Genomic DNA, 23050 nt, shown 5'->3' on the forward strand with positions numbered 1-23050 from the left:
AACGGCAACTGGTCGATGCCAGGCGGGGCGATGGACCCGGGCGAGTCCATGACGGCGTGTGCGATTCGCGAGACGGTCGAGGAGACCGGCATCAGGGCGCCCATGGGGTCGCTGACCGCGACGGCACCGGCCTCGAGGGCGAGCTCCTTGGCGCGGTCGGGCAGCTGCCCGGGGGCCAGGAAGAGCATGCCGACGGCGATGTGGCGACGTCCCTCGGCGCGGAAGGCACGCACGGCCTCGCCGGTGGCCGGGGGAGCGGCGGATGCGTACGCGGCCACGACCGGGAGCTTGTGGTGGGCGCCCCAGATCCGGGCGAGGCGGGCCACGGACTGGTTGGCCAGCGAGTCCGAGGAACCGGCGGCAGCCAGGACGAGAGCGTCGAGCTCACGCACCCGCGCTGCCTTCAAGGACGCCCGCAGTCGCTCGTCGAGCACCTGCAGGAAGACGCTCTCTAGGCCGAGGATCTCGCTGGTGTGGATGCGCAGGCCGGAGTGGCGCACGGTGGCCTCGGCGATGACCGAGGGTACGTCGACGCGGGCGTGGAACGCCTCGGTGAGCAGGAGGGGTACGACGACGATCTCGTCGTGGCCGGCCTTGACCAGCTTGTCGACGACTGCCTGGAAACGCGGCCGGGAGTGGTCGAGGAAGGCGGCTTCGATGCGGAGGTCGGGACGCAGGGCACGCACCTCGGCGATCAGGGCATTGATCGTCGCGGCCGACTGCGGATCGCGGCTGCCGTGAGCCAGGGCTACCAGAGCGGGAGCTGCCATTGTCTTCATCCTTCGGGTGTTGCGGGGAAAGTCGGAAAGTCTGTGTTGTTCTGCGCCTCTCGGCGCGACGGTTCTGCGCCGGAGAGCTAGGCGTGGATGCCGCACTCGGTCTTGCCGGTGCCGGCCCATCGCCCGCTGCGCGGGTCCTCGCCGGGGGCTACCCGGCGGGTGCACGGCGCGCAGCCGATCGAGGGATAGCCGTCATAGACGAGCGGGTTCACGAGCACTCCGTTGTCCTCGATGTATCGCTCGACCTGCTCGTCGGACCATCGCGCCATCGGCGACACCTTGACCTTCTGGCGTTTGGCGTCCCAGCCGATCACCGGAGCGATGACCCGGTTCTTCGTCTCCGCGCGACGCAGACCCGTGGCCCAGGCGTCGTAGGAGGCGAGCGAGTCGGCCAGCGGCTTGACCTTGCGCAGCGCGCAGCACAGGTCGGGGTCGGTCCGATAGAGGTCCTTGCCGTACTCCGCGTCCTGCTCCGCGACGGTCTGCGCAGGCGTGATCGTCAACAGGTTGACCGGCATCGTCGCCTCGACCGCGTCGCGGGTGCCGATCGTCTCGATGAAGTGGTAGCCGGTGTCGAGGAAGACCACGTCGATGCCGGGCACGACCTTCGCGGCGAGATGCGCCAGGACGGCGTCGCCCATCGAGGACGTGATCGCGAACCGATCGCCGAACGTGGCCGCGGCCCACTCGATGATCGTCTCGGCCGGAGCGAGCTCGAGCTCGGCGCCCCAGTGGGAGACGATCTCGCGCAGCTCCTCGGGCGTACGACCCTCGGTGTCGACCGCGCGGTTGGCCCGCGCGGCTGCAGTGCTGACACTCATGCCTGTGCCTCCTTCGTGACTCGAGAGATCTGACCCAGCGACTTCAGCTGGAAGGCCCGCAGGCAGGCGCGGCATTCCCAGGACCCGTGGGTGGCCTCGTGCGGCCACAGGTCGGTCTCCCCACAGAACGGGCAGTGGAACGGGGTGCTGGCTCGCTCACTCATGCAGGCACCTCGCTCAGGGTCTTCTCGCCGCGCAGCAGAACCTCGTCGGCCCGGGCGGTCCAGGCGGAGAAGGTCTCGGCCTCCTCGCGGTCAGCCAGGTAGTTGACGACCAGCGCGGAGATGTAGTCGTCGAGCCCGGCCGAGGTGACCTTGTGCGCGCGCAGCTTGCGCCCGAAGTTGGCGGTCAGCCCGGTCGCACCCCCCAGGTGCACCTGGAAGCCCTCGACCTGGTTGCCGTCGTCGTCGAGGACCAGCTGGCCCTTGAGGCCGATGTCGGCCACCTGCGTACGAGCGCAGGCGTTGGGGCAGCCGTTGACATTGACGGTGATCGAGGCGTCGAGCTCGGGGAACCGCGACTCGAGCGAGGCGATCAGGTCGCGCGCCCGGTCCTTGGTGTCCACGATCGCGAGCTTGCAGAACTCGATCCCGGTGCAGGCCATCGTGTTCTGGCGCCAGTTGGAGGGCCGGGCCGAGAAGCCGATGCCGTCCAGCTCGGTGACCAGGTCCTCAACGACCTCCGGCGAGACACCGATGAGCACGATCTTCTGGTACGGAGTGAGCCGAGCGCCCTCGACGGCGAATTTCTCCATGACGCCGGCGAGGTCGACCAGGTGGGTGCCGGAGATGCGGCCGGCGACCGGTGCCAGGCCGACGTACTTCTTGCCGTCCTTCTGGTCGTGGATGCCGACGTGGTCGCGGTGGCCCAATGGCGACTCGGGGGAGGGGTTGGAGACGAGCGGACGCTCCAGGTATTCGTTCTCGAGGACCTCGCGGAACTTCTCCTTGCCCCAGTCGGCGACCAGGAACTTCAGCCGGGCCCGCGAGCGGAGCCGGCGGTAGCCGTAGTCGCGGAAGATGCCGGCGACACCGGCCCACACATCGGCGACCTCGTCGAGCGGCACCCACACGCCGAGCTTCTCGGCCAGGCGCGGGTTGGTGGACAGACCGCCGCCGACCCAGACGTCGAAGCCGGGCCCGTGCTCGGGGTGGACGGCGCCGACGAAGGCGATGTCATTGATCTCTGGCGCCACGTCGTGCGAGGGGTGGCCGGTCAGCGCGGTCTTGAACTTGCGGGGGAAGTTCGAGAAGGCGGGGTCGCCCAGGTAGCGGGACTCGATCTCGCGCAGCGCCGAGGTGCCGTCGATGATCTCGTCGGCGGCGACACCGGCGACCGGCGAGCCCAGGAACGGACGCGGCGAGTCACCGCACGCCTCGGTCGAGTGCAGCCCGACCTCCTCCAGGCGCGACCAGATCTCGGGGACGTTCACGATGTCGATCCAGTGGTACTGGATGTTCTCGCGGTCGGTGATGTCGGCCGTGTCCCGCGCGAAGTCGACGCCGATCTCGCCCAGCGTGCGCACGGCGGCGGGGGAGAGGAGCTTGCCGTCGGAGCGCACGCGCATCATGAAGTAGCGGTCGTCGAGCTCTTCCTCGTCGAGGATCGCGGTCTTGCCGCCGTCGATCCCGGGCTTGCGCTGGGTGTAGAGACCGAACCAGCGGAAGCGGCCGCGCATGTCGGCCGGGTCGATCGAGTCGAACCCGCGCTTGGAGTAGGTGTAGAGGATCCGGTCACGAACGTTGAGCGGGTCGTCGTTCTTCTTCGACTCCTCGTTCTTGTTCAGCGGCTCGGTGTAGCCGAGGGCCCACTGACCCTCGCCCTTCTTGGGGCGGGGGATCTCGGTTCGGGTGGCGCGCTTGGCCTGAAACCGGTTGTCGCTCATGGAAGAGTCACCTTTGCGTCGGTCGTGGACGCACGGCGGAGCAGGGACGTGCTCGCGGCGGGCGCCCGGGATGTCTGTCGGGCGGCGGGCCAGGGCTCGACGCGTGAAATTGCGGAACTCTGGGCGTCAGTGGCGCCAACAGATCGAGCTGCAGATGCGGCAATAGTCCACGTGGCGTCGAACCACGAGGTGCGCATGTGTTGCAGCAGTGACCATGTCAAGGAGTCTCAGGTAGCGGACGGTCTGTACGCAATCGGGAATCCCGATATATGAGACTTCGGTCCGTTATATGGGACGCTCCCGCTTGTTCACGCGGCCGATGTGGTCGAGGTCACCATCCGGTCACGGTCTCTGAACCACGCCGAACGGCCAACCATTCCCGCGGTCGGTGGTAGAAGACGTACGCAACCCACCGGGGACCGCGATGCTGCTCTCGCCCACGCGGCTGACTACGCTGTGACCCATGAGCGATCTGTCTGCCCCGGCAAACGCAGGGACTGTGAGTTCTGCCTACAACCAAGCCCTCGAGGTCATCGCCTCTGTGGAGCCCCGCATCGCCGAGGCGACCAAGCAGGAGCTCGCCGACCAGCGAGCCAGCCTCAAGCTGATCGCGAGCGAGAACTACGCGAGCCCCGCCACGCTGATGACGATGGGCACCTGGTTCTCCGACAAGTACGCCGAGGGCACCGTCGGCCACCGCTTCTACGCCGGCTGCCAGAACGTCGACACCGTCGAGCAGATCGCTGCCGAGCACGCACGCGAGCTCTTCGGCGCGGAGTACGCCTACGTGCAGCCCCACTCCGGCATCGACGCGAACCTGACCGCGTACTGGGCGATCCTCGCCCACCGCGTCGAGGGCCCGTGGTTGGAGAAGATGGCCGTCAAGAACATGAACGAGCTCTCCGAGGCCGACTGGGAGACGCTGCGTGGTGAGCTCGGCAACCAGCGCCTGCTGGGCATGTCGCTCGACGCCGGCGGCCATCTCACCCACGGCTTCCGCCCGAACATCTCGGGCAAGATGTTCCACCAGAACCAGTACGGCACGGACCCCGAGACCGGGCTGCTCGACTACGACTCGCTGCGTGCCAAGGCCCGCGAGTTCCAGCCGCTGATCATCGTGGCGGGCTACTCCGCCTACCCGCGCCGGGTGAACTTCGCCAAGATGCGCGAGATCGCCGACGAGGTCGGCGCCACCCTGATGGTCGACATGGCCCACTTCGCCGGCCTCGTCGCCGGCAAGGTGTTCCAGGGCGAGGAGAACCCGGTTCCCTACGCCCACGTCGTCACCAGCACCTCGCACAAGTCGCTGCGCGGCCCGCGCGGTGGGTTCATCCTGGCCACCGAGGAGTACGCCCCGAGCGTCGACCGCGGCTGCCCGATGGTCCTCGGCGGCCCGCTGTCCCACGTGATGGCCGCCAAGGCCGTCGCCTTCGCCGAGGCGAAGCAGGACAGCTTCCAGACCTACGCCCAGAACGTGGCCGACAACGCCAAGAGCCTCGCCGAGGGCTTCCTCAAGCGCGGCGCCAAGCTGGTCACCGGTGGCACCGACAACCACCTCGTCCTCCTCGACGTGACCTCGTTCGGCCTCACCGGTCGTCAGGCCGAGACGGCTCTGCTCGACTCCGGCGTGGTCACCAACCGCAACTCGGTCCCGGCCGACCCCAACGGTGCCTGGTACACCTCGGGCATCCGCCTCGGCACCCCGGCGCTGACCACCCGCGGCTTCGGCGCCGACGAGTTCGACCGCGTCGCCGAGCTCATCGTCGACGTGCTCTCCAAGACCACCCCGGGCACCACGAAGGCCGGTGGTCCGTCCAAGGCGTCCTACGCCATCGAGGACGGCGTCGCCGACAACACGAAGGCCGCCGCGGCGGAGCTCCTTGCGAAGTTCCCGCTGTACCCCGGTCTCGACCTCGCCTGATTCCGTGCCTGCTCCGAAGCGGCCCAGCTCGATCCCCGGCGTCGGGGCCCCTGAGAAGGTGGTCCCGACGGCGGAGGTGCGTGTCGTCGTCGAGGACGAGTGGCCGGCGCTGAAGAAGGTGCGCCTGGCGGCTCTCCAAGACACTCCTCGTGCGTTCTGGGCGTCCTACGACGAGGTCGTCACCTGGCCCGACGAGCGTTGGCGGCTGTGGGCGGCCTCGGGTGCGGCCTACATCGCCTGGCTGGGTGAGAAGCCGTCAGGCCTCGCCGCCGGGATCATCCACGACGATGAGCACCACCTGATCAACATGTGGCTCGCGCCGGAGGCGCGCGGTCACGGCCTGGCCGAGGGCCTCATCCTGGCCGTCGCCGGCTGGGCGCGCCGTGACGGCGCCTCCGTGCTGACCCTGTGGGTCGTCGACGGCAACGAGTCCGGACGCCGTCTCTACGAGCGCCTCGGCTTCGAGCTCACCGGAGAGACCCAGTCCTTCCCCGAGGGCGATCCGCGCACCGAGTCCAAGATGGCGCTGCGCCTCACCTGATGGCGGGGTCCCGCCGATTGCGGGCGGCGTACGCTCCAGAAGCGTGACGGCCGATCTCAGCCGAGCAGCGCGTCGACGTCGACGGGAACTACCGTCTCGCCGTACGTCAACCGCGCCATGCCACCGGTGAAGCGCCCGGTCTCCACGAAGTAGCCCTCGCGGAGATCGTGGGTGAGCACCAGCCTGTCGCGCGGGTCGACGATCCAGTGGTGGGGTGCTCCCCACTGTGCGTAGCGGTTGAGCTTGCCGACGAGGTCGTCGCGTCGGTTGCTGGAGAGGATCTCGACGACCAGGTGCGGAGTGGTCCGCAGCGTACGCTGCTCGTCGGTCTTGTCGTGGACCATGAGATCTGGGATGAGTTCCTCGCGCACGCCGTTCGGGGTCCAGCCCCATGCCTGAGTAACTGAAGTGCCCGGTGCGAGGTGCTGACGGATCAACATCTGAAGCTCGAACATGATGCGCTGGTGGTCTTGTCCTGGTGGTGCCATGGTGACGAGCGATCCTCCGTAGTACTCACCCGGGGTGTTCTCGAGGGCGAGATACTCGTCCCACGACATCGGCACGCGGGTGAGGTCGTCAGAATGACTGGCGATGCTCATCACATGCTCCCTTCTGGTGGCGATCGATCTGAACAGGTGGATTCGTCGTCCTCCTCCAGTCTCGCCGATCATCGGGAACGGGTCCAGCGCTAGACAGGCTTGCGCCAGACCGAGACGTGGCTCGTGGAGTCGCTGGTGAACTCGGCGCGTTCCCAGCCGGCGTACCTCGCCTCCGGGGTCAATCCGGCCAAACGCGCCATCAGGTCGAGCTCGGAGGGCCATACGAAACGGAAGTTGTGCTGGCCATACCGGTAGCGGCCGTCGGCCTCGCGGGAGTAGTGGTGTGAGATCGCCTGCTGGGTGACCAGGTCGTAGGTGTCGAACCCGAGATGCGAGGCGGAGACGTCGAACGGGATCGCCGGGCTTCCCGGCGGAAGCCGCCTCAGCCCGGGCACTCCGACCTCGACCACGAAGCGCCCGCCGGGAGCCAGATGACGCGCGGCGTTGGCGAAGCAGGCGACCTGCTCCTCCTGCGTACGCAGGTTCCCGATCGTGTTGTAGACCAGATAGACCAACGCGTACGTCCCGACCCCGGGCGCCTCGGCAGCGGCCATGTCGCCGACGACGACCGGGATCTCCTCCTCGCCGACCTTGCGCCGCAGGACGTCGACCATCGGCTGGGAGAGCTCGATGCCGGTGACCGGGACGCCCAGCTCCCGCAGCGGTACGCCGATCCGACCCGTCCCGATGGCGAGCTCGAGCGCCGGCCCGCCGTCGGCGGCCTCAGCGAGGAACCGGGCCACCGGTCCGGTCACCTCGGGCGAGTTGACCCAGTCGTCCGGGTCGTCGTAGCTCTCGGCCGTCTCGCGGGTCCACAGGTCGCTGCTGGTCACGGACATCGACTCTGCCCGCCCGGGCGCTCCGGGCGCGAACGATTTAGCGCCAGGAGTAGCCGACCTCGGGCCGGCCGCCGCTGGGTCCGTAGCGGACCCCGCGCGCGGCCAGACCCTTGTCGGCGAGGTGCTCGAGGTAGCGCCGCGCGGTCACCCGGGAGGCACCGACCACTGCGGCGACCTCGCTCGCGGACAGGTCGCGGTCGGCCTCGCGCAGCGCCGCCGTCACCGCCCGCAGGGTCTCCGGGCTCATGCCCTTCGGCAGCGGTGTGCTGGCGGTGGACCGCAGCGACCCCAGGAGCTGGTCGACCTCGTCCTGGACGACCTCCTCGGGGGCCGCGTCCAGCCGGGCACGGTAGTCGGCGTACTGCTCGAGCTTGGCCCGGAAGGTCGCGAACGTGAACGGCTTGAGCAGGTAGAGCACGACTCCCTGGACGACGGCCTGCCGCACCACCTTCGTGTCGCGCGCGGCGGTCACCGCGATCACGTCGCACAGGTGCCCGGCGGCCCGCAGCCGGCTGAGCAGCCCGAGCCCGTGGCCGTCGGGCAGGTTCATGTCGAGCAGGATCAGGTCGACCGGATCCCCGGCGTCACGGGCGGCGTCGAGCGTGCGGACCGCCTCCCGCGCCGATCGCGCGATCCCGGCCAGCGCGAAGCCCGAGACCCGCCCGACGTACGCCGCATGGGCCTCGGCAGCGAGCGCCTCGTCCTCCACCACCAGCACCCGCACCGTCATGCCGCCACCTCCGTAACGAGAGGCGAAGAATACGGAGCCGGCGGCATGAGCCTGATGCTCGCTCGCTGGCGCTCGCTCATCCCGCCACCTCCGTAACGAGAGGCGAAGAATGCGGAGCCGGCGGCATGAGCCTGATGCTCGCTCGCTGGCGCTCGCTCATCCCGCCGCCTCCGTAGCGAGAGTGACGATGAACTCGGCCCCGCCGAGGTGCGAGCGGCCGACGGTGACCGCCCCGCCGCGTCGCCGGGCGACCTGACCCACGAGGGCGAGCCCGAGGCCACGGCCGGTGCCGGGTTCGGCCTTCGTGGTCCACCCGCGATCGAGGACGCGCGCCGAGGTGACCTCATCGAGGCCTGGCCCGCTGTCACCCACCCGGACGGTGAGGGTGGCGTCGTCTCCGGTGAGGTGGACCTCGACCTGGCGGGACTCCGCAGCGGCAACGGCCTCGAACGCATTGTCGACCAGGTTGCCGAGCACGGTCACCAGGTCGCGCGGTGCGACGCCCGTGCCGGACGGCAGCTCGCCCTCGATGCGGAGCTCGATGGCCCGCTCGGCCGCCTCGGCCGACTTGCCGAGCAGGAGGGCGGCGACGACGGGGTCCTCGACGGCCCCGACGACCTGGTCGGTGAGGAGCTGGGCGACCTGCAGCTCCTCGGTGGCGAACTCGACCGCCTCGTGGGATCGGCCCATCTCGATGAGCGACACCACGGTGTGCAGCCGGTTGGCCGCCTCGTGGTTCTGCGACCGGAGCGACTCGGTGAGGCGGCGTACGACCTCGAGCTCACCGGTCACCGAGCGCAGCTCGGTGTGGTCTCGGAGGGTCACCACGGCGCCGACGTCGCGGCCGGCCCACCGTGCCGGTGCCGAGGAGACGACGAGGATCCGGTCACCGGCGAGGTAGAGGTCGTCGGTCTCGGGGGTGCGGCCGCGGGCGGCAGCGACCAGCCCGGGTGCCAGGGCGAGGTCCTCGATCCGGGTGCCGACCACGTCGTCCGGGAGCGCCAGCAGGCGTCGTGCCTCGTCGTTGACCAGCTGCACCCGCCCCTCGCCGTCGAGCAGCAGCAGGCCTTCGCGGACAGAGCGGAGAACGGCGGAGTAGTACTCGTACATCCGGGCCAGCTCACGCTCGCCCATACCGTGGGTCAGCCGGTGCAGGCGGCGGCTCAGCAGCCACGCGCCGAGCAGGCCGAGGACCAGCACGAGGCCGCCGCACAGCAGCACGATCCCGACGTCGCGCTTGAGCCCGCGGTTGATGTCGCTGAGCGTGATGCCGACGGATACCAGTGCGACGACGTCGTCGCCGTCCTCGACCGGCACCACCGACCGCACCGACGGGCCCAGCGTGCCGGTGTACTGCTGGGTGAAGACCTCGCCCTTGGGTGCGCCGCCGAGGTCGCCGACGAACTTGCCGCCGATCTCGTCGGGGTCGGTGTGGGTGTGGCGGGTGCGGTCCAGGCCCATGACGACGACGAAGTCGGTGTCGGTGTCGCGGCGTACCTCCTCTGCCCACGGCTGGAGCGTCGCCGTCGGGTCGTCGCCGCGCAGCGCCGTGCGCACGGTGGGGGAGTCGGCGACGGTCTGGGCGACGGCCACGGCACGTTGGGTGGCGCGGCTGTAGGAGTCGCGCTGGGCGTCGTAGGCGGCCAGCAGGATCCCGGTGGCGACGAGCAGGAGCACCGTGCCGAGCTGGAGGAGCAGCACCTGCTGCGCCACCGGGCGATCGCGCAGCAGGCGGCGTCGGGCCGGTCGGGTGCGGGACATCTCGTCATTCTCACCCACCTGAGCGTCGTTGTGACCCTGGCCACGAACACAACGAACACAACAGTGACCGTCGTCACGATCTGCTGGAGAGTTGCCGCGGTTGCCCGCCGGGGCGCCGGACACACAGCGGACCAGGAGAAACGATGAGCACGATCACGAGCGGGGCGCCACCGAAGAAGGACCGGACCCACTATCTCTACATCGCGGTGATCGTGGCGGTGTGCCTGGGTATCGCCGTCGGATTGCTGTTCCCCGGCTTCGCGGTGCAGCTGAAGCCGATCGGCACGGCGTTCGTGAACCTGATCAAGATGATGATCCAGCCGGTCATCTTCTGCACCTTGGTGATCGGTGTGGGCTCGGTGGCGAGCGCCGCTAAGGTCGGCAAGGTCGGCGGTCTGGCGCTGTTGTACTTCATCACGATGTCGACGGTCGCCCTGGCCATCGGCATGGTGGTCGGCAACCTGATCGATCCGGGCAGCGGGCTGCAGATCAACACAGAGTCGTCGCAGGTCGGCCAGGAGGCGGCCTCTGAAGGACACGGCAGCACCACCGACTTCCTCCTCGGCATCATCCCGACCAGCATGTTCTCGGCGCTGACCTCGGGTGTCGTGCTCCAGACCCTGCTGGTCGCGCTGCTGGTCGGGTTCGCACTGCAGCGGATGGGTGAGTCGGGCAGGCCGATCCTGAACGTCATCGTCTGGGCCCAGAAGCTCGTCTTCCGGGTGCTCGCGATGATCATGTGGGCCGCGCCCGTCGGCGCATTCGGCGCCATCGCCGGCGTCGTCGGCGAGACCGGCGTCGACGCGCTCAAGAGCCTGGCCGTGATCATGGTGGCCTTCTACATCACCTGCGTGCTGTTCGTGTTCGTCGTGCTCGGCCTGCTCCTGAAGCTGGTCACCGGGGTCAACGTGTTCAAGCTCTTCAAGTACCTCGCTCGCGAGTTCCTGCTCATCTTCTCCACGAGCTCCTCGGAGTCGGCGCTGCCGCGTCTGATCGCGAAGATGGAGCACGCAGGCGTGGAGCAGGCGACGGTCGGCGTCGTCGTCCCCACCGGCTACTCGTTCAACCTGGACGGCACCGCCATCTACCTGACGATGGCCTCGATCTTCATCGCGGACGCGATGGGTGACCCACTGAGCATCGGCGAGCAGATCGGGCTGCTGTTGTTCATGATGATCGCCTCGAAGGGTGCCGCCGGCGTCACCGGCGCTGGACTGGCGACGCTTGCCGGGGGTCTGCAGTCGCATCGACCGGAGCTGGTCGACGGGGTCGGCCTGATCGTGGGGATCGACCGGTTCATGTCGGAGGCTCGGGCGTTGACCAACTTCGCGGGCAACTCGGTCGCGACCGTGCTCATCGGCCACTGGACCAAGACCGTGGACCGGCCTCAGCTCGACCGGGTCCTGGACGGAAAGGACCCGTTCGACGAGACCAGGATGATCGACGACCACGCTGCCCCGCCGCCCGCGGCGGAAGGTGAGAAGTCACTGGTGTAGCCCCCGACACCACCGGCCGTACGCAGCGCGTCGAGGCGCTGCGTACGGCCGGTGTCATCTGTTGCGGTAGAGGATCCGCGCCAGCTCGAACGGCGCGGCGCGCCACGACCCGATCGGCCCGTCGTCGAGCCCGATCCGGCCGAGCGCTGCGACGATCCACGAGAATGCGAAGCAGCCGATGCCGGCGACGGTCCAGATCCCGACCATGCGCCAGGACAGGTCCCCGCCGAAAGCCCGGAAGGTGCCGACGACGGCGCCGATGATGGCGATCGCTGCGATCAGCCAGAAGACGATCGAGCAGATGACGGCCGCCATCCGGCCGGCCATGGCCAGCGGGTCGCGAGGGTGCTCGTGATGAGGCCCCTGATGGGGAGCGTGGGGATAGTTCATTTGGTCGCTGATTCTGGCCTACGTGGGGCGTCGGAGTCACGCCGGGCTGGTGGGTCTGCCTGTCGCCCGAGTGCGTGGCCGGTATCCTCCTACGCGTTCTCGGGTGAATGTTCGACAATTTGCCCGGGACATCGATGGGCCGTAGCGACTAGTGTTACGGAGATCACATAACGAGGCGCTGCCTCGTGGACCCGACGCGGCCTGCGTGGCACGACTCCGTGGATCAAACGACGATGGAGGGTGCAATCCAATGCACGTACGCAAGTGGCAAATCGGAGCAGTAGCAGCAGGCCTGCTCGCCGTGACCGGCTGTGGGGTGCCGGGTGGCGGTGGCAGCAACGACGCCGGCGAGACCAAAGATGGCGACGGCAGCATCCAGATCCTCGGTGCGATCCCCGAGGGCGAGGCGGTGGGGCTCAACGCGGCCCTCGACACGTTCACCGAGGAGACCGGGATCGAGGTGACCTACACGCCTTCCACGGACTTCACCACGGAAATCCGCACCAAGGTCAACGGGAACGACGCGCCGGACATCGCGCTCTTCCCGCAGCCCGGTCTGGTCGGGGACCTGACCGAGTCGGGCGACACGCTTCCGCTCGACGACCTCATGGACGTCGACGCGCTAGACGACACGATGATCCCCGGCCTGATGGACTCGGTCGAGATCGACGACAAGACCTACGGCGTGCCGGTGCGCGTCTCGATGAAGTCGCTCGTCTGGACTCCGAAGGACTTCGCCTACGAGACGCCCACGACCTGGGGCGAGCTGCGGACTCTCGAGGACGAGATGATCGCCAAGGGCCAGACCCCGTGGTGCCTGGGTGCCGAGTCCGGTGCCGACACCGGCTGGGTCTACACCGACTGGGTCGAGGAGATCGTCCTGCGCCAGGAGGGCCCGGAGTTCTACGACGAGTGGGTCAACCACGAGGTCCCCTTCAACGACCCGAAGATCGTCGAGGCGATCGAGACCATGGGCGACATCATCAACAAGCCGAAGAACGTACGCGGCGGGGCTCAGGGCAGCCTGAGCGAGCCGTTCGGCGACTCGCCGCTGCCGTTGTTCAGCAACCCGCCGGGCTGCCAGATGCACCGCCAGGCAAACTTCATCACCACCTTCTTCCCGAAGGAGGTCCAGGCGGACCTGGCCGGCAACGTCGGCGTCTTCGCTCTGCCCGGCAGCATGGAGGGCGGCTTCGAGGGCAACCCGGTCCTCGGTGCTGGTGACATGGCGACCGCCTTCACCAACGACACCGACGTGGTGGAGCTGATGGAGTTCTTCGCCTCTCCCGACTTCGGCGCCGAGTGGGCCGAGTCCGGCGGCTGGCTCTCGCCGAGCGTCGAGTTCGACAACGCCAACTACGCGGACCCGATGTTCGGAGAGATCGCGACCCTGCTGCAGGACGCCGACACGTTCCGCTTCGACGGCTCGGACCTGATGCCCGCGCAGGTGGGCGCCGGCACGTTCTGGAGCGAGATGAACGCCTACGTCGGAGGTGAGAAGAGCGCTCAGGAGGCTGCCGACGCGATCGAGAAGAGCTGGCGAGGATGAGCGATGACCCTTTCCTGAAGATCGTCAACGGACTCGTTGCGATCGTCCTGGGGGTCGGCGGCACCGCCGCGCTGTACTGGGTGCTGAACTTCCTGGTGGGTCTCCTGCCAGGCAAGTGGGACAAGCGGATCAAGCCGTTCGTCTTCATCGGCCCGGCCATCTTGGTCGTCACCGTCTTCCTGGTCTACCCGGCTCTGGTGACGGTGATGTACAGCTTCGCCGACGCCAACAGCATCGACTGGGTGGGCTTCCAGAACTACGTCGACCTGTTCCAGGACGACGAGTTCATCGGAACGCTGGTCAACAACCTGCTCTGGATCCTCATCGTCCCGGCGGGGAGCGTGATCGTGGGCCTGCTCGTGGCGGTGCTGGCCGACCGGCTCAAGGCGCTGCCGGAGCGGATCGCGAAGTCGGTCATCTTCATGCCGATGGCGATCAGCTTCGTCGGAGCGAGCACGATCTGGGGCTTCGTCTACGCGACCAGGTTCGCGCAGGGGGACCAGCAGATCGGGCTCCTCTCGGCGATCTCGACGAGTCTCGGGTTCGAGCCGGTCGCCTGGCTGCGGATCTCCGACTACAACCTCAACGACCTGCTCCTGATCATCATCATGGTCTGGCTGCAGGCGGGGTTCGCGATGGTGCTGCTCTCCTCGGCGATCAAGGGTGTCCCCGACGACACCGTGGAGGCGGCGCGCATCGACGGGGCCAGCGAGATCCAGATCTTCTTCAAGGTCGTCGTGCCGCAGATCTGGCCGACGGTGACCGTGGTCTTCGTGACCATCCTCATCCTGGTCCTGAAGGTCTTCGACATCGTCTACGTCATGACCGGAGGCCGCGCGGGCACCTCGGTGCTGGCCAACACCTTCTTCGTGGAGCTCTTCGAATTCGGTGACGCGGGCCGGGCGGCAGCTGTCGTGGTCGTCCTGATGATCGCCGTGATCCCGGTGATGATCTACCAGATGCGCCAGTTCAAGAAGCAGGAGGCCCGCTGATGAGTGCCCCAAGATTCGGCAGGGTCACCTTGGGCGGCGTCGCTGCCCGCGTCGGCATCGTCCTGCTGTGCGTGCTCTGGTTCATCCCGACCCTCGGCCTGCTGGTCTCGTCCTTCCGCGACGAGGCCGACGTGAAGTCGACGGGCTGGTGGACGGTCTTCACCGACCCCTTCGACGTGACGCAGTGGACGCTCGACAGCTACTCCCAGGTCCTCGAGAGCGGGATGGCCAACGCCTTCGTGAACTCGCTCGTCGTCTCCATCCCGGCGACGGTGCTGCCGATCATGATCGCCGCGTTCGCCGCGTACGCCTTCACGTTCATGCGGTTCCCGGGACGCAACGTGCTGTTCATGGTGATCGTGGGTCTGCTGGTCGTGCCGTTGCAGGTGGCCTTCGTGCCGCTGCTCAGCTTGTTCAGCGACTACGAGCTCAACGGCACCTTCCTCGCGGTATGGCTGGCCCACACCGCGTTCGGCATGCCGTTGGCGGTCTACATCCTGCGCAACTACATGTCCAGCCTGCCGCAGGAGATCATCGAGTCCGCCGAGATCGACGGTGCCTCGCACTTCCAGACGTTCTGGAGGCTGATCGTGCCGATGTCGGTGCCCGCGCTGGCCGCGTTCGCGATCTTCCAGTTCCTCTGGGTCTGGAACGACCTGCTGGTCGCCCTGATCTTCCTCGGCGCCGGCGACAACGAGGTCGTCACGATCACCCTGCGCGACCTGATCGGCGACAAGGGTCAGGAGTGGCACCTGCTCACCGCCGGTGCGTTCATCACGATGACGGTGCCGCTGCTGGTGTTCTTCTCGCTGCAGCGCTACTTCGTCCGTGGGCTCACGGCCGGGTCTGTGAAGGGCTGAGCGAGGGAAGAACGGCTCTACGCAACGGGCGCCATGTCGGTGACATGGCGCCCGTTCGTGCTCCACGCCGCCTGCCGACTCGGCGCTCGCCGGTGACACGGCGGATGTCCGAGGCACGCCTTCGACGGACGGCATCCGGTGACGGATAGGGTCTGTGACGTGTCCGAGACATCCGCGTACGCCCCCAAGTGGGCTGGAGCCGAGCAGGTCTCCCTTCCCGAGACGGTGCGGTCGCCGTGGTGGCAGCTCGGACGGCGGTTGTTGGCCGCGGTGGCGATCCTGGTCGGCACCACGCTGCTGGTCTACTTCGACCGTGATGCGTATATCGACCACGGTGAGCCGACGGGTCAGGTCTCGCTGCTCGACGCGCTCTACTACACGACGGTCACGCTGAGCACGACCGGCTACGGCGACATCGCGCCCGTCGCCGATCATGCGCGGCTGATCAACGCGTTCATCGTCACGCCGGCGCGCATCGCTTTCCTGGTGCTCCTGATCGGCACCACGCTCGAGGTCCTCACCAAGCAGGGCCGTGACCTCATCCGAGTCGCTCGCTGGAGGAAGAAGATGGCTCAGCACATCGTCGTCGTGGGCTACGGCACCAAGGGCCGCAGCGCCGTGGAGACGCTGCTCAGCAGTGGTCTGAGTCCTGAGGAGTTCGTGGTCGTCGACCCTGACCCGGTGGCGCGCTCCGATGCCCACTCCGACGGGCTGGCGGTCGTCACCGGCGACGCGACCCGGCGCGAGGTGCTGATGCGCGCCGGCGTCACCGACGCCGAGCAGGTCATCATCACCACCAACCGTGACGACTCCAACGTGCTCACGATCTTGACGGTGCGCCAGATCAACCCGGAGGCGTGGATCGTCGCCGCGGCCCGGGAGCGCGAGAACGCGCCGCTGATGAAGCAGTCGGGCGCGGACTCGGTGATCACCTCGGCCGACGCGGTGGGCCGACTGATGGGTCTCTCCACCATCTCGCCGACCTTGGGCGCGGTCATGGAGGACATGCTCAACTCTGGCCTCGGGCTGGAGGTGGCCGAGCGCGACCTGCTGGTCAACGAGGTCGGCAAGCAGCCTCAGCAGCTGTCCGACCAGGTGATCGCGGTCGTACGCGACGAGAAGGTCTTCCGCTACTTCGACCCGGTCGTCGGCACCCTGTCGCGAGGGGACCGGCTGATCGTCGTGCGGGCGGCGAAGGAGCTGCCTTGGGCGCCGCGTCCTGGGACGCACGGCGAGGACACCGCAGACGCGTAAATAGAAGTCAGCCGCTGGAGTCTCGGGTCTCCAGCGGCTGACATGGAAGAGACTAGCCGACCTCGCGGCGAGCATCAAAGAGTTGACCTGCACTTTTATGAAGATGGCCCAGATGGGCTATGCCGGATAGTTCGAGACGGTGGTGCGTGGCGGTTTCGGCAGCGCGCGCCACGCCTGGGATGATGTCTGCATGACCGAGGCGCCCCACAGCCCCGGGTCTGCCGACGAGCAGCCGGGCCTTTCCGAGAACGAGAAGCGACTGCTCGACTTCGAGCGCTCTTGGTGGTCTGCCGGGACGGGCCGCGACGAGGCGGTCCGGGAGCAGTTGAGGATGAGTGCGGCCGACTACCACCGCGCCGTCAACGACCTGATCGACAAGCCAGAGGCGCTCGCCTATGACGGCGTTCTGGTGCGCCGGCTGCGGCGGCAGCGCGACTCGCGGCGTACGCAGCGCTCGAAGAGCACGCGCCCGTAGTCCTCGCGAGGCACCCGATCGCAACGTTTGCAGAATTCTGCAATGCGCGTACTTGCACATTCGCCGACAGGTCGGCTAATGTTCTACTCGTAAGCCGCTGGTGACCCGAGACGCCAGCGGCTTACTTCTATTTTTCAAGCGAGCCGGTGCTTCGCGACGTAGGAGCGAAGGACCGAGCGAGACGAGATCGAGCAGCGGCACGGCTGAGCTTGCGAAGCCGTGACCCGCGTGTCGAGATCCAGTCTCCGTTCGACGGTCGCCCGAGACGTCACCCGCGCCGGCCGAGAAGGCACGACGCTGCCCAGCCGGCCGACACGGCAGTGACGCCTCGGCAGGGGGTCAGTCGCGAGCCGTGAGGATGAGCGGGCCGTCCTCGGTGATCGCGATGGTGTGCTCCATGTGAGCACCGCGGGAGCCGTCGGCGCTGCGAAGGGTCCAGCCGTCGGGGTCGGTGAAGATCTCGTCGGTGGTGTGTAGGAACCACGGCTCGATCGCGATGACGAGTCCGGGCTGCAGCTTGAAGCCACGCCCGGGGCGGCCGTCGTTGGCGATGTGTGGGTCGCCGTGCATCGTGCGGCCGACGCCGTGGCCACCGAACTGGGTGTTGATCTTGAGGCCCTTCTCGCGCGCGATGCTGGCGATCGCGTGGGAGATGTCGCCGATCTTGTTGCCGACACGTGCGGCGTCGATGCCGGCGGCGAGCGCCTGGGTGGTGGTCTCGATCAGGTCGAGGTCCTCCTGGCGGGGCGTGCCGACGACGACCGAGAGGGCCGAGTCGGAGACCCAGCCGTCGACGCTGACGGCGAAGTCGACGCTGAGGAGGTCGCCGTCCTGGAGGCTGTAATCGAAGGGCAGGCCGTGCAGCACCGCGTCGTTGACGGACGTGCAGAGCACCTTGCCGAAGGGGCTCGCGCCGAAGCTCGGGTGGTAGTCGATGTAGCAGGACTCCGCTCCGCGGTCCTTGATCATCTTGTGCGCCAGCTCATCGAGCTCGAGCAGGTTCACACCCACGGCAGCGTACTCGCGGAGTGCGGTCAGGACATCGGCCACGAATCGGCCGGCGGGCTTCATCTGCTCGATCTGGGTCGGGGTGCGCAGTTCGATCACAGGCACAGCGTAGCCTGAGAACGGTTCTCAGTAGAACTCAGCGGTGCCTATCGCTTCCGGCTTCGCTTCAGCAGCGAGCGTCCCGCAGCGCAGCCGCCTTCGAGGTCAGGAAACGGCGCTCAGCGAGGTTCGTGGCCCGCACCGAGGCGAGATCGTACGCAGCGGCAGCACCGCCCAGGTCCCCGGCCAGCTCCAGCAGGTGAGCGCGCACCGCCGGCACCCGCGGATGGTCGGCGAAGCCGTCGGCGCCGTTCTCGGCACAGTCGCGCAGGAGCTCGTCGAGCAGCGCGAGCGCAGGGCCCGGGCCGTCGGCGTAACCGACCGCGACAGTCTTGTTCAGCGTCACGATCGGTCCGGGCGCGACCTTCTCCAACAATCCGCAGAGCGCGGTGATCTGCAGCCAGTCGGTCTTCTCCGCCGAGGGTGCGCGATTGTGGAGCGCGGCGATGGCGGCCTGGATCTGGTAGGTCCCCGGCCGACCGGTGCCGATGGCGGAGTCGATCAGCGTGATCCCTTCGCGGGTGGTCTCGTCCCGCCACAGACTCCGGTCCTGGTCGGCCAGCGGCACGATCGCGCCATGCGCGTCGATCCGGGCAGGACGGCGGGCATCGAGCAGCAGCATCAGCGCCAGCAGCCCGACGAGCTCGCCATGGGCGGCCCCCGTCATCCGGGCGAGCGCGGTACGGGCGAGGCGGGTCAACCGGATCGCCTCGGCACACAGGTCGATGCGTTGGAGGTGGTCACCCTCGGTCGCGACGTACCCTTCGTTGAAGAGCAGGTAGAGCACCTTCATCATCGCCGGGATCCGTGCGGCGAGGTCGGCGGTGCCGTCGAGCCCGAGCGACCTCCCCCTGATCGTCGCCTTCGCCCGGGAGATCCGCTGCGCCATCGTCTTCTCCGGGACGAGGTAGGCGCGCGCGATCTCCCGGGTGGTGAGCCCGCCGACCGCCCGCAGCGTCAGTGCCACCGCGGAGGCCGGCGTCAGGCTGGGGTGGCAGCAGAGCAGGAGTACGTCGAGGGAGTCGTCGGTTGCCGACGCAGTCGGACCTGCGTACGTCGCGTTGCTCTCGGGTTCGGCGACGTGGTCGGCGTGCTCGCGGTCGCGGCGACGCGACTCGCTTCGCTTGGCGTCGATGAGGCGGTGCATCGCGGTGGTGACCAGCCAGCCCCGGGGCTGGTCCGGAACCCCACGTTCCGGCCAGGTACGCACCGCCTCGACCAGCGCTTCCTGCACCGCGTCCTCGGCCGCGTAGAAGTCACCGGAACGGCGGGTGACGATCGCGACGACCTGCGGCGTGAGGTCACGCAGCAGGTCAGCGGGCAGCGCCTCGGTCACTCGATGCTCGCCTCACCGAACGCGATGGTGTCGTCGACCGAGGAGCCGTCGGTGCCGTGGTACATCCGGCGCACCTGGATCGACTGCTCGATCGGCCGTCCGCCGGCGCCGGGTGCGGCCGAGTAGAGCCCGGCGATCTCCAACGCACGCTCCTCGGTCTCGGCGTCGATGATCATGTAGCCGGCGACCCACTCCTTGAACTCCTGGAACGGCCCATCGGTGACGGTCTTGTCGGTGCCGTCTGAGGTCACCACGAACGCCTGGTCGGGCGGCGTCAACGCCTCGACGTGCACCAGCTCGCCGGACTCGGACAGAGCCTTGTTGAGCGCTTCGTAGTAGTTCATGTGGCCCTGCAGCTCCTCCGGCTTCCACCCGGCCATCCCGCCGGGAGTGTCGTCGGTGCCGCCTTGGTAGTCGAGGATCATCAGGTAGCGAGGCATGCCCTCACCCTTCCACTTCGGGCGCTCCTTGTAAGCGCCATTCACGTAGGGGACGGAGCCGGCCACCCGATAACTACATGCTTCCGCATACGACTTCGGCGTAGGTTTCGCGATGTGCTGAAAGCCTATGACGAGCAGCTGCGAACCGACGCCGAGACTTCCGGGGCGGTGTCGGTGACCCGGCACGGGCCGCTGCGGCTGATCACCTTCGAGGGTGGGCGGGGCTTCATCTCCTATCAGGACCTCGACGGGGCCGACGAGGCCGGGATCGAGGCGCTGGTCGAGGCGGCGGTGGCGCACTTCGACGCCGACGCGGCGATCGAGGAGGTCGAGTGGAAGACCCGCGGTCACGACCACGCGCCGGGACTGCACGAGACCCTGCTGCGGCACGGTTTCGTGAAGGAGGAGCCGGAATCGATCATGGTCGGCGAGGCCCGGCTGCTCGCCGTGGACGTCGCGGTGCCCGAGGGCGTGCGTCTGCGCTCGATCACCGACGTGGAGGACGTACGCGCCGCCGGCATCATGCAGGACAGCGTGTTCGACTCACCGACGTCTGCGTCGCGGCTCGAGGACCTGGTACGCCGGCTCGCTGCGGGGGAGTGCGAGATGTGGGTCGCCGAGGCGGACGGCGAGATCGTCAGCGCCGGCCGGATCGACCCGGTCGCAGGCACGGAGTTCGCCGGCATCTGGGGCGGCGCGACGCTGGAGAGGTGGCGCGGCCGCGGCATCTACCGTGCCCTGACCGCTGCTCGTGCCCGCACCGCCATCGCCTTGGGCAAGCGCTACATCCACAGCGACTCGACCGAGTTCTCCCGCCCGATCCTCGAGCGCTCGGGGCTGGTCAAGGTCGGCACCACCACCCCCTACGTACGCAGCTTCGGCTGATCAGTCGCTCTTCGGCGCCAGCCGGCGGATCGGGTCGCCGACCAGCCAGACGGCGATGTCCTCGACGGCGCCGCCGTAGAAGCGGCGGTAGTTGTCCTCGGTGACGTAGCCGAGATGCGGGGTGGCGACCACGTTCGGCAGGTGTCGCAGCACGTCGTCGGCGGGGAGCGGCTCGACGTCGTAGACGTCCAGGCCCGCGCCCGCGATGGTGCCGGAGCCGAGATGGGCGACCAGCGCCTCGGTGTCGACCAGCCCGGCACGCGAGGTGTTGACCAGGTACGCCGTCGGCTTCATCGACGCCAGGTCGGCAGGACCGACGATGTGGCGCGTGGCCTCGGAGAGGACGAGATGGAGCGAGAGGATGTCGCTGGTCTCGAACAGGGTGGCCCTGTCGACCGCGCGCACCCCGGCCGGCTCGGCGCGCTCGGGAGTGAGGTGAGGACTCCAGGCGATCACGTCCATCCCGAACGCCTGGCCGACGGCCGCGACCCGGGTCCCGATCTTGCCGAGTCCGAGCAGGCCGAGTGTCCGGCCGTTGAGATCGCTCCCGACAGTCCGCTGCCAGGCGACGCCGCTCGCCTCGGTGACGATGTGGCGGGTCAGCGCGTGGATCAGCGCCCAGGTCAGCTCGACCGGCGGGTGCGGGCTCGACGGGGTGCCGCACACCGTGACGCCGAGCCGCTCGGCCGCGACGAGGTCGATCGAGGCGTTGCGCATCCCGGTCGTGACCAGCAGCCTCAGGTTCGGCAGCCGTTCCAGGATGGCAGCCGGGAACGGCGTACGCTCCCGCATCGCCACCACGATCTCGACCCCGTCGAGCGCCTCGACCAGGGCGTCCGGCCCGAGATGCTCGGTCACCGAGGTGACCTCGAGCCCGTCTAGCGAGTCCCACGCGGCGTACGTCCTCGCCACGTCCTGATAGTCGTCGAGAATCACGCAGCGCACGACCCCAACGTATCGACACGGTCCATCTGTTCGCCGTCCGGTTCTGCTGTGGGCAGATCTGCCTGCGGCGGATTCGCTGGTACGCGACGTCGGACTCGGTCAGAGTCGAAGACATGACCCAGATACCCATCAGCGCCGGGCCGCTCGACGAGCAGCTGACGGCAAGGCTCCAGAACCAGCGGATCATCGTGCTCGGCCAGGAGGTGGATGACGCGATCGCCAACCGGATCTGCGCGCAGCTGCTCCTGCTCAGTGCCGAGGACCCGCACCGCGACATCTCCCTCTACATCAACTCACCCGGCGGCTCGGTGACGGCCGGGATGGCGATCTACGACGTGATGCACCTGATCCCCAACGACGTCTCCACGCTCGGGATGGGGATGGCGGCGAGCATGGGGCAGTTCCTGCTCACCGCAGGCACCCCGGGCAAGCGCTACGTCCTGCCGCACACCGAGGTGCTGCTCCACAAGGGGTCAGCCGGGATCGGCGGGTCCGCGGCCGACATCGAGGTGCAGGCGGCGCGGCTGGCGCGGATGACCGAGCAGATGCTGCGGATCACCGCCTCTCATACCGGTCAGAGCGTCGAGCAGATCGACAAGGACTCGCTCCGCGACCGCTGGTTCACCGCGGAGGAGGCGCGCGAGTACGGGTTCGTGGACGAGGTGCTCAACGACGTGCAGTCGGTGACGCCGGTGCAGCAGCGCAGCGTCGCCTTCGGTCTCTCGTCTGCCGGGGGTGCCCGATGAGCGAGCGTCAGCGAGCGAACGTCGGATCGTTCATCGGGCCGCGTCCGTATTCTGGCGCTTGCGCTACGGAGGTGGCCCGATGAGTTCCTACACGATTCCGTCGGTCGTCGAGAAGACCCGTAACGGCGAGCGTGCGGTCGACATCTACAGCCGGCTGCTCTCGGACCGGATCGTCTACATCGGCACTCCGATCGACGACGGCGTCGCCAACGTCGTCATCGCGCAACTGCTGCACCTGGAGTCCGAGTCCCCGGACTCCGAGATCAACCTCTACCTCAGCTCACCCGGCGGCGACCCCACCGCGATGTTCGGCATCTACGACACGATGCAGTTCATCCGGGCCACGGTCGCGACCACGTGCGTGGGCCAGGCGGCGGGCTCGGCCGCGGTGCTCCTGGCGGCGGGGGAGCCGGGGCGGCGTACGGTCCTCCCGCATGCGCGGGTGGTGCTGCAGCAGCCGGGTCAGGGCGGTCAGCGGGGCGATGTGACTGACCTGCAGGTCGCGGCGAAGGAGATCAGCCGGGTGCGTGCCGAGATGGACGCGCTCCTTGCGCGCCACACCGGCCACAGCTCGGAGCAGGTCCACACCGACACCGAACGCGACCTCGTCCTGGGCGCCGAGGAGTCGGTGGCGTACGGGCTGGCGGACGCGGTGCTGGAGAGCCGCAAGCTCGCGGCGCTCTGAGCCGAGCCGGCGGG

23 protein-coding genes and 1 pseudogene are annotated in these 23050 nt (G+C 68.3%); 11 read left to right on the forward strand and 13 right to left on the reverse strand.

Annotated features, from left to right (window positions below):
• Positions 1 to 197 precede the first annotated feature (197 nt).
• The 4 genes and pseudogenes from ABZZ22_RS22525 to ABZZ22_RS22540 all read right to left on the reverse strand — a co-directional run.
• Positions 198 to 899 (reverse strand): annotated as a pseudogene (locus ABZZ22_RS22525) (CbiX/SirB N-terminal domain-containing protein); the annotation flags it as partial.
• On the reverse strand, positions 857 to 1600 hold the full coding sequence (locus tag ABZZ22_RS22530; protein ID WP_179658394.1) for a phosphoadenylyl-sulfate reductase: 744 nt from the start codon (positions 1598 to 1600) through the stop codon (positions 857 to 859). The pseudogene ABZZ22_RS22525 and the gene ABZZ22_RS22530, both read right to left, overlap by 43 nt.
• A complete protein-coding gene (locus ABZZ22_RS22535; protein ID WP_354936182.1) occupies positions 1597 to 1764 on the reverse strand; it encodes a hypothetical protein in 168 nt (55 codons plus the stop codon). Before ABZZ22_RS22535 ends, ABZZ22_RS22530 begins: the two co-directional genes overlap by 4 nt.
• The gene (locus ABZZ22_RS22540; RefSeq protein WP_354936185.1) at positions 1761 to 3485 is read right to left on the reverse strand and encodes a nitrite/sulfite reductase; all 1725 of its coding nucleotides are present in this window, start codon (positions 3483 to 3485) and stop codon (positions 1761 to 1763) included. The genes ABZZ22_RS22535 and ABZZ22_RS22540 overlap by 4 nt, the downstream gene beginning before the upstream one ends.
• A gap of 463 nt (positions 3486 to 3948) precedes the next feature.
• On the opposite strand from ABZZ22_RS22540, the gene ABZZ22_RS22545 reads away from it, so the two are divergent.
• The gene (locus ABZZ22_RS22545; protein ID WP_354936188.1) at positions 3949 to 5406 is read left to right on the forward strand and encodes a glycine hydroxymethyltransferase; all 1458 of its coding nucleotides are present in this window, start codon (positions 3949 to 3951) and stop codon (positions 5404 to 5406) included.
• Between the two features lie 4 nt (positions 5407 to 5410).
• Positions 5411 to 5947 (forward strand): GNAT family N-acetyltransferase, encoded by a 537-nt coding sequence (locus ABZZ22_RS22550; RefSeq protein ID WP_179658390.1) that lies wholly within the window; start codon positions 5411 to 5413, stop codon positions 5945 to 5947.
• A gap of 56 nt (positions 5948 to 6003) precedes the next feature.
• Here the strand turns inward: ABZZ22_RS22550 and ABZZ22_RS22555 are convergent, their stop codons facing one another.
• The 4 genes from ABZZ22_RS22555 to ABZZ22_RS22570 all read right to left on the reverse strand — a co-directional run bounded on the left by ABZZ22_RS22555 (position 6004) and on the right by ABZZ22_RS22570 (position 9876).
• The gene (locus ABZZ22_RS22555; protein WP_354936191.1) at positions 6004 to 6546 is read right to left on the reverse strand and encodes a Uma2 family endonuclease; all 543 of its coding nucleotides are present in this window, start codon (positions 6544 to 6546) and stop codon (positions 6004 to 6006) included.
• Positions 6547 to 6635: 89 nt separating this feature from the next.
• Positions 6636 to 7385: a class I SAM-dependent methyltransferase gene (locus tag ABZZ22_RS22560; protein ID WP_354936194.1), complete on the reverse strand. Its 750-nt coding sequence runs from the start codon at positions 7383 to 7385 to the stop codon at positions 6636 to 6638.
• Positions 7386 to 7422: 37 nt separating this feature from the next.
• Entirely contained in the window at positions 7423 to 8115 is a 693-nt protein-coding gene (locus tag ABZZ22_RS22565; protein WP_354936197.1) for a response regulator, read from the reverse strand.
• A gap of 156 nt (positions 8116 to 8271) precedes the next feature.
• Complete coding sequence (locus ABZZ22_RS22570) at positions 8272 to 9876, reverse strand: sensor histidine kinase (protein ID WP_354936200.1); 1605 nt, start codon at positions 9874 to 9876, stop codon at positions 8272 to 8274.
• A 143-nt stretch (positions 9877 to 10019) separates the two neighbouring features.
• Between ABZZ22_RS22570 and ABZZ22_RS22575 the strand changes: the two genes are divergently transcribed.
• Positions 10020 to 11372, forward strand: a complete 1353-nt coding sequence (locus ABZZ22_RS22575) for a cation:dicarboxylase symporter family transporter (RefSeq protein WP_354936203.1) — start codon at positions 10020 to 10022, stop codon at positions 11370 to 11372.
• A 54-nt stretch (positions 11373 to 11426) separates the two neighbouring features.
• Here ABZZ22_RS22575 and ABZZ22_RS22580 read toward each other — a convergent pair whose 3' ends face one another.
• Positions 11427 to 11762 (reverse strand): hypothetical protein, encoded by a 336-nt coding sequence (locus tag ABZZ22_RS22580; RefSeq protein WP_354936206.1) that lies wholly within the window; start codon positions 11760 to 11762, stop codon positions 11427 to 11429.
• A gap of 250 nt (positions 11763 to 12012) precedes the next feature.
• Here ABZZ22_RS22580 and ABZZ22_RS22585 point away from each other — a divergent pair, with 250 nt between their 5' ends.
• The 5 genes from ABZZ22_RS22585 to ABZZ22_RS22605 all read left to right on the forward strand — a co-directional run bounded on the left by ABZZ22_RS22585 (position 12013) and on the right by ABZZ22_RS22605 (position 16892).
• Complete coding sequence (locus ABZZ22_RS22585; RefSeq protein WP_354936209.1) at positions 12013 to 13311, forward strand: extracellular solute-binding protein; 1299 nt, start codon at positions 12013 to 12015, stop codon at positions 13309 to 13311.
• Entirely contained in the window at positions 13308 to 14303 is a 996-nt protein-coding gene (locus ABZZ22_RS22590) for a sugar ABC transporter permease (RefSeq protein ID WP_354936212.1), read from the forward strand. Before ABZZ22_RS22585 ends, ABZZ22_RS22590 begins: the two co-directional genes overlap by 4 nt.
• Positions 14303 to 15163: a carbohydrate ABC transporter permease gene (locus tag ABZZ22_RS22595; RefSeq protein WP_354936215.1), complete on the forward strand. Its 861-nt coding sequence runs from the start codon at positions 14303 to 14305 to the stop codon at positions 15161 to 15163. The genes ABZZ22_RS22590 and ABZZ22_RS22595 overlap by 1 nt, the downstream gene beginning before the upstream one ends.
• A 159-nt stretch (positions 15164 to 15322) precedes the next feature.
• A complete protein-coding gene (locus tag ABZZ22_RS22600; RefSeq protein WP_354936218.1) occupies positions 15323 to 16417 on the forward strand; it encodes a potassium channel family protein in 1095 nt (364 codons plus the stop codon).
• 190 nt (positions 16418 to 16607) lie between these two features.
• Complete coding sequence (locus ABZZ22_RS22605; RefSeq protein WP_354936221.1) at positions 16608 to 16892, forward strand: DUF3263 domain-containing protein; 285 nt, start codon at positions 16608 to 16610, stop codon at positions 16890 to 16892.
• A gap of 339 nt (positions 16893 to 17231) precedes the next feature.
• On the opposite strand, the gene map is transcribed toward ABZZ22_RS22605, so the two are convergent.
• The 3 genes from map to ABZZ22_RS22620 form a co-directional block, all read right to left on the reverse strand.
• The gene (gene map, locus ABZZ22_RS22610; RefSeq protein ID WP_354936224.1) at positions 17232 to 17999 is read right to left on the reverse strand and encodes a type I methionyl aminopeptidase; all 768 of its coding nucleotides are present in this window, start codon (positions 17997 to 17999) and stop codon (positions 17232 to 17234) included.
• Between the two features lie 67 nt (positions 18000 to 18066).
• The gene (locus ABZZ22_RS22615; protein ID WP_354936227.1) at positions 18067 to 19335 is read right to left on the reverse strand and encodes a sigma-70 family RNA polymerase sigma factor; all 1269 of its coding nucleotides are present in this window, start codon (positions 19333 to 19335) and stop codon (positions 18067 to 18069) included.
• Positions 19332 to 19775: a YciI family protein gene (locus ABZZ22_RS22620; RefSeq protein WP_354936230.1), complete on the reverse strand. Its 444-nt coding sequence runs from the start codon at positions 19773 to 19775 to the stop codon at positions 19332 to 19334. Before ABZZ22_RS22620 ends, ABZZ22_RS22615 begins: the two co-directional genes overlap by 4 nt.
• Before the next feature lie 114 nt (positions 19776 to 19889).
• Between ABZZ22_RS22620 and ABZZ22_RS22625 the strand changes: the two genes are divergently transcribed.
• Positions 19890 to 20660, forward strand: coding sequence for a GNAT family N-acetyltransferase (locus tag ABZZ22_RS22625; protein WP_354936233.1), 771 nt, complete (start codon positions 19890 to 19892; stop codon positions 20658 to 20660).
• Here the strand turns inward: ABZZ22_RS22625 and ABZZ22_RS22630 are convergent, their stop codons facing one another.
• A complete protein-coding gene (locus ABZZ22_RS22630) occupies positions 20661 to 21605 on the reverse strand; it encodes a D-2-hydroxyacid dehydrogenase family protein (protein WP_354936236.1) in 945 nt (314 codons plus the stop codon).
• 113 nt (positions 21606 to 21718) lie between these two features.
• Here ABZZ22_RS22630 and ABZZ22_RS22635 point away from each other — a divergent pair, with 113 nt between their 5' ends.
• Both ABZZ22_RS22635 and ABZZ22_RS22640 read left to right on the forward strand, forming a co-directional pair.
• Positions 21719 to 22351 carry an ATP-dependent Clp protease proteolytic subunit gene (locus ABZZ22_RS22635; protein WP_354936239.1) on the forward strand — a complete coding sequence of 211 codons (633 nt, stop codon included), beginning with the start codon at positions 21719 to 21721 and terminating at the stop codon, positions 22349 to 22351.
• Between the two features lie 79 nt (positions 22352 to 22430).
• Positions 22431 to 23036, forward strand: a complete 606-nt coding sequence (locus ABZZ22_RS22640) for an ATP-dependent Clp protease proteolytic subunit (RefSeq protein ID WP_354936242.1) — start codon at positions 22431 to 22433, stop codon at positions 23034 to 23036.
• Positions 23037 to 23050: the final 14 nt, after the last annotated feature.

Origin of the sequence: Nocardioides sp. NPDC006273 (genome assembly GCF_040613495.1) — a bacterium.
GTDB lineage: Bacteria > Actinomycetota > Actinomycetes > Propionibacteriales > Nocardioidaceae > Nocardioides.

What these genes read in the sequence shown, in the direction of transcription:
- ABZZ22_RS22530 (WP_179658394.1), bottom strand. Translation starts at nt 1,600, where the DNA reads ATGAGTGTCAGCACTGCAGCCGCGCGGGCCAACCGCGCGGTCGACACC.
- ABZZ22_RS22535 (WP_354936182.1), bottom strand. Translation starts at nt 1,764, where the DNA reads ATGAGTGAGCGAGCCAGCACCCCGTTCCACTGCCCGTTCTGTGGGGAG.
- ABZZ22_RS22540 (WP_354936185.1), bottom strand. Translation starts at nt 3,485, where the DNA reads ATGAGCGACAACCGGTTTCAGGCCAAGCGCGCCACCCGAACCGAGATC.
- ABZZ22_RS22545 (WP_354936188.1), top strand. Translation starts at nt 3,949, where the DNA reads ATGAGCGATCTGTCTGCCCCGGCAAACGCAGGGACTGTGAGTTCTGCC.
- ABZZ22_RS22555 (WP_354936191.1), bottom strand. Translation starts at nt 6,546, where the DNA reads ATGAGCATCGCCAGTCATTCTGACGACCTCACCCGCGTGCCGATGTCG.
- ABZZ22_RS22560 (WP_354936194.1), bottom strand. Translation starts at nt 7,385, where the DNA reads ATGTCCGTGACCAGCAGCGACCTGTGGACCCGCGAGACGGCCGAGAGC.
- ABZZ22_RS22565 (WP_354936197.1), bottom strand. Translation starts at nt 8,115, where the DNA reads ATGACGGTGCGGGTGCTGGTGGTGGAGGACGAGGCGCTCGCTGCCGAG.
- ABZZ22_RS22570 (WP_354936200.1), bottom strand. Translation starts at nt 9,876, where the DNA reads ATGTCCCGCACCCGACCGGCCCGACGCCGCCTGCTGCGCGATCGCCCG.
- ABZZ22_RS22575 (WP_354936203.1), top strand. Translation starts at nt 10,020, where the DNA reads ATGAGCACGATCACGAGCGGGGCGCCACCGAAGAAGGACCGGACCCAC.
- ABZZ22_RS22580 (WP_354936206.1), bottom strand. Translation starts at nt 11,762, where the DNA reads ATGAACTATCCCCACGCTCCCCATCAGGGGCCTCATCACGAGCACCCT.
- ABZZ22_RS22585 (WP_354936209.1), top strand. Translation starts at nt 12,013, where the DNA reads ATGCACGTACGCAAGTGGCAAATCGGAGCAGTAGCAGCAGGCCTGCTC.
- ABZZ22_RS22590 (WP_354936212.1), top strand. Translation starts at nt 13,308, where the DNA reads ATGAGCGATGACCCTTTCCTGAAGATCGTCAACGGACTCGTTGCGATC.
- ABZZ22_RS22595 (WP_354936215.1), top strand. Translation starts at nt 14,303, where the DNA reads ATGAGTGCCCCAAGATTCGGCAGGGTCACCTTGGGCGGCGTCGCTGCC.
- ABZZ22_RS22605 (WP_354936221.1), top strand. Translation starts at nt 16,608, where the DNA reads ATGACCGAGGCGCCCCACAGCCCCGGGTCTGCCGACGAGCAGCCGGGC.
- ABZZ22_RS22620 (WP_354936230.1), bottom strand. Translation starts at nt 19,775, where the DNA reads ATGCCTCGCTACCTGATGATCCTCGACTACCAAGGCGGCACCGACGAC.
- ABZZ22_RS22635 (WP_354936239.1), top strand. Translation starts at nt 21,719, where the DNA reads ATGACCCAGATACCCATCAGCGCCGGGCCGCTCGACGAGCAGCTGACG.
- ABZZ22_RS22640 (WP_354936242.1), top strand. Translation starts at nt 22,431, where the DNA reads ATGAGTTCCTACACGATTCCGTCGGTCGTCGAGAAGACCCGTAACGGC.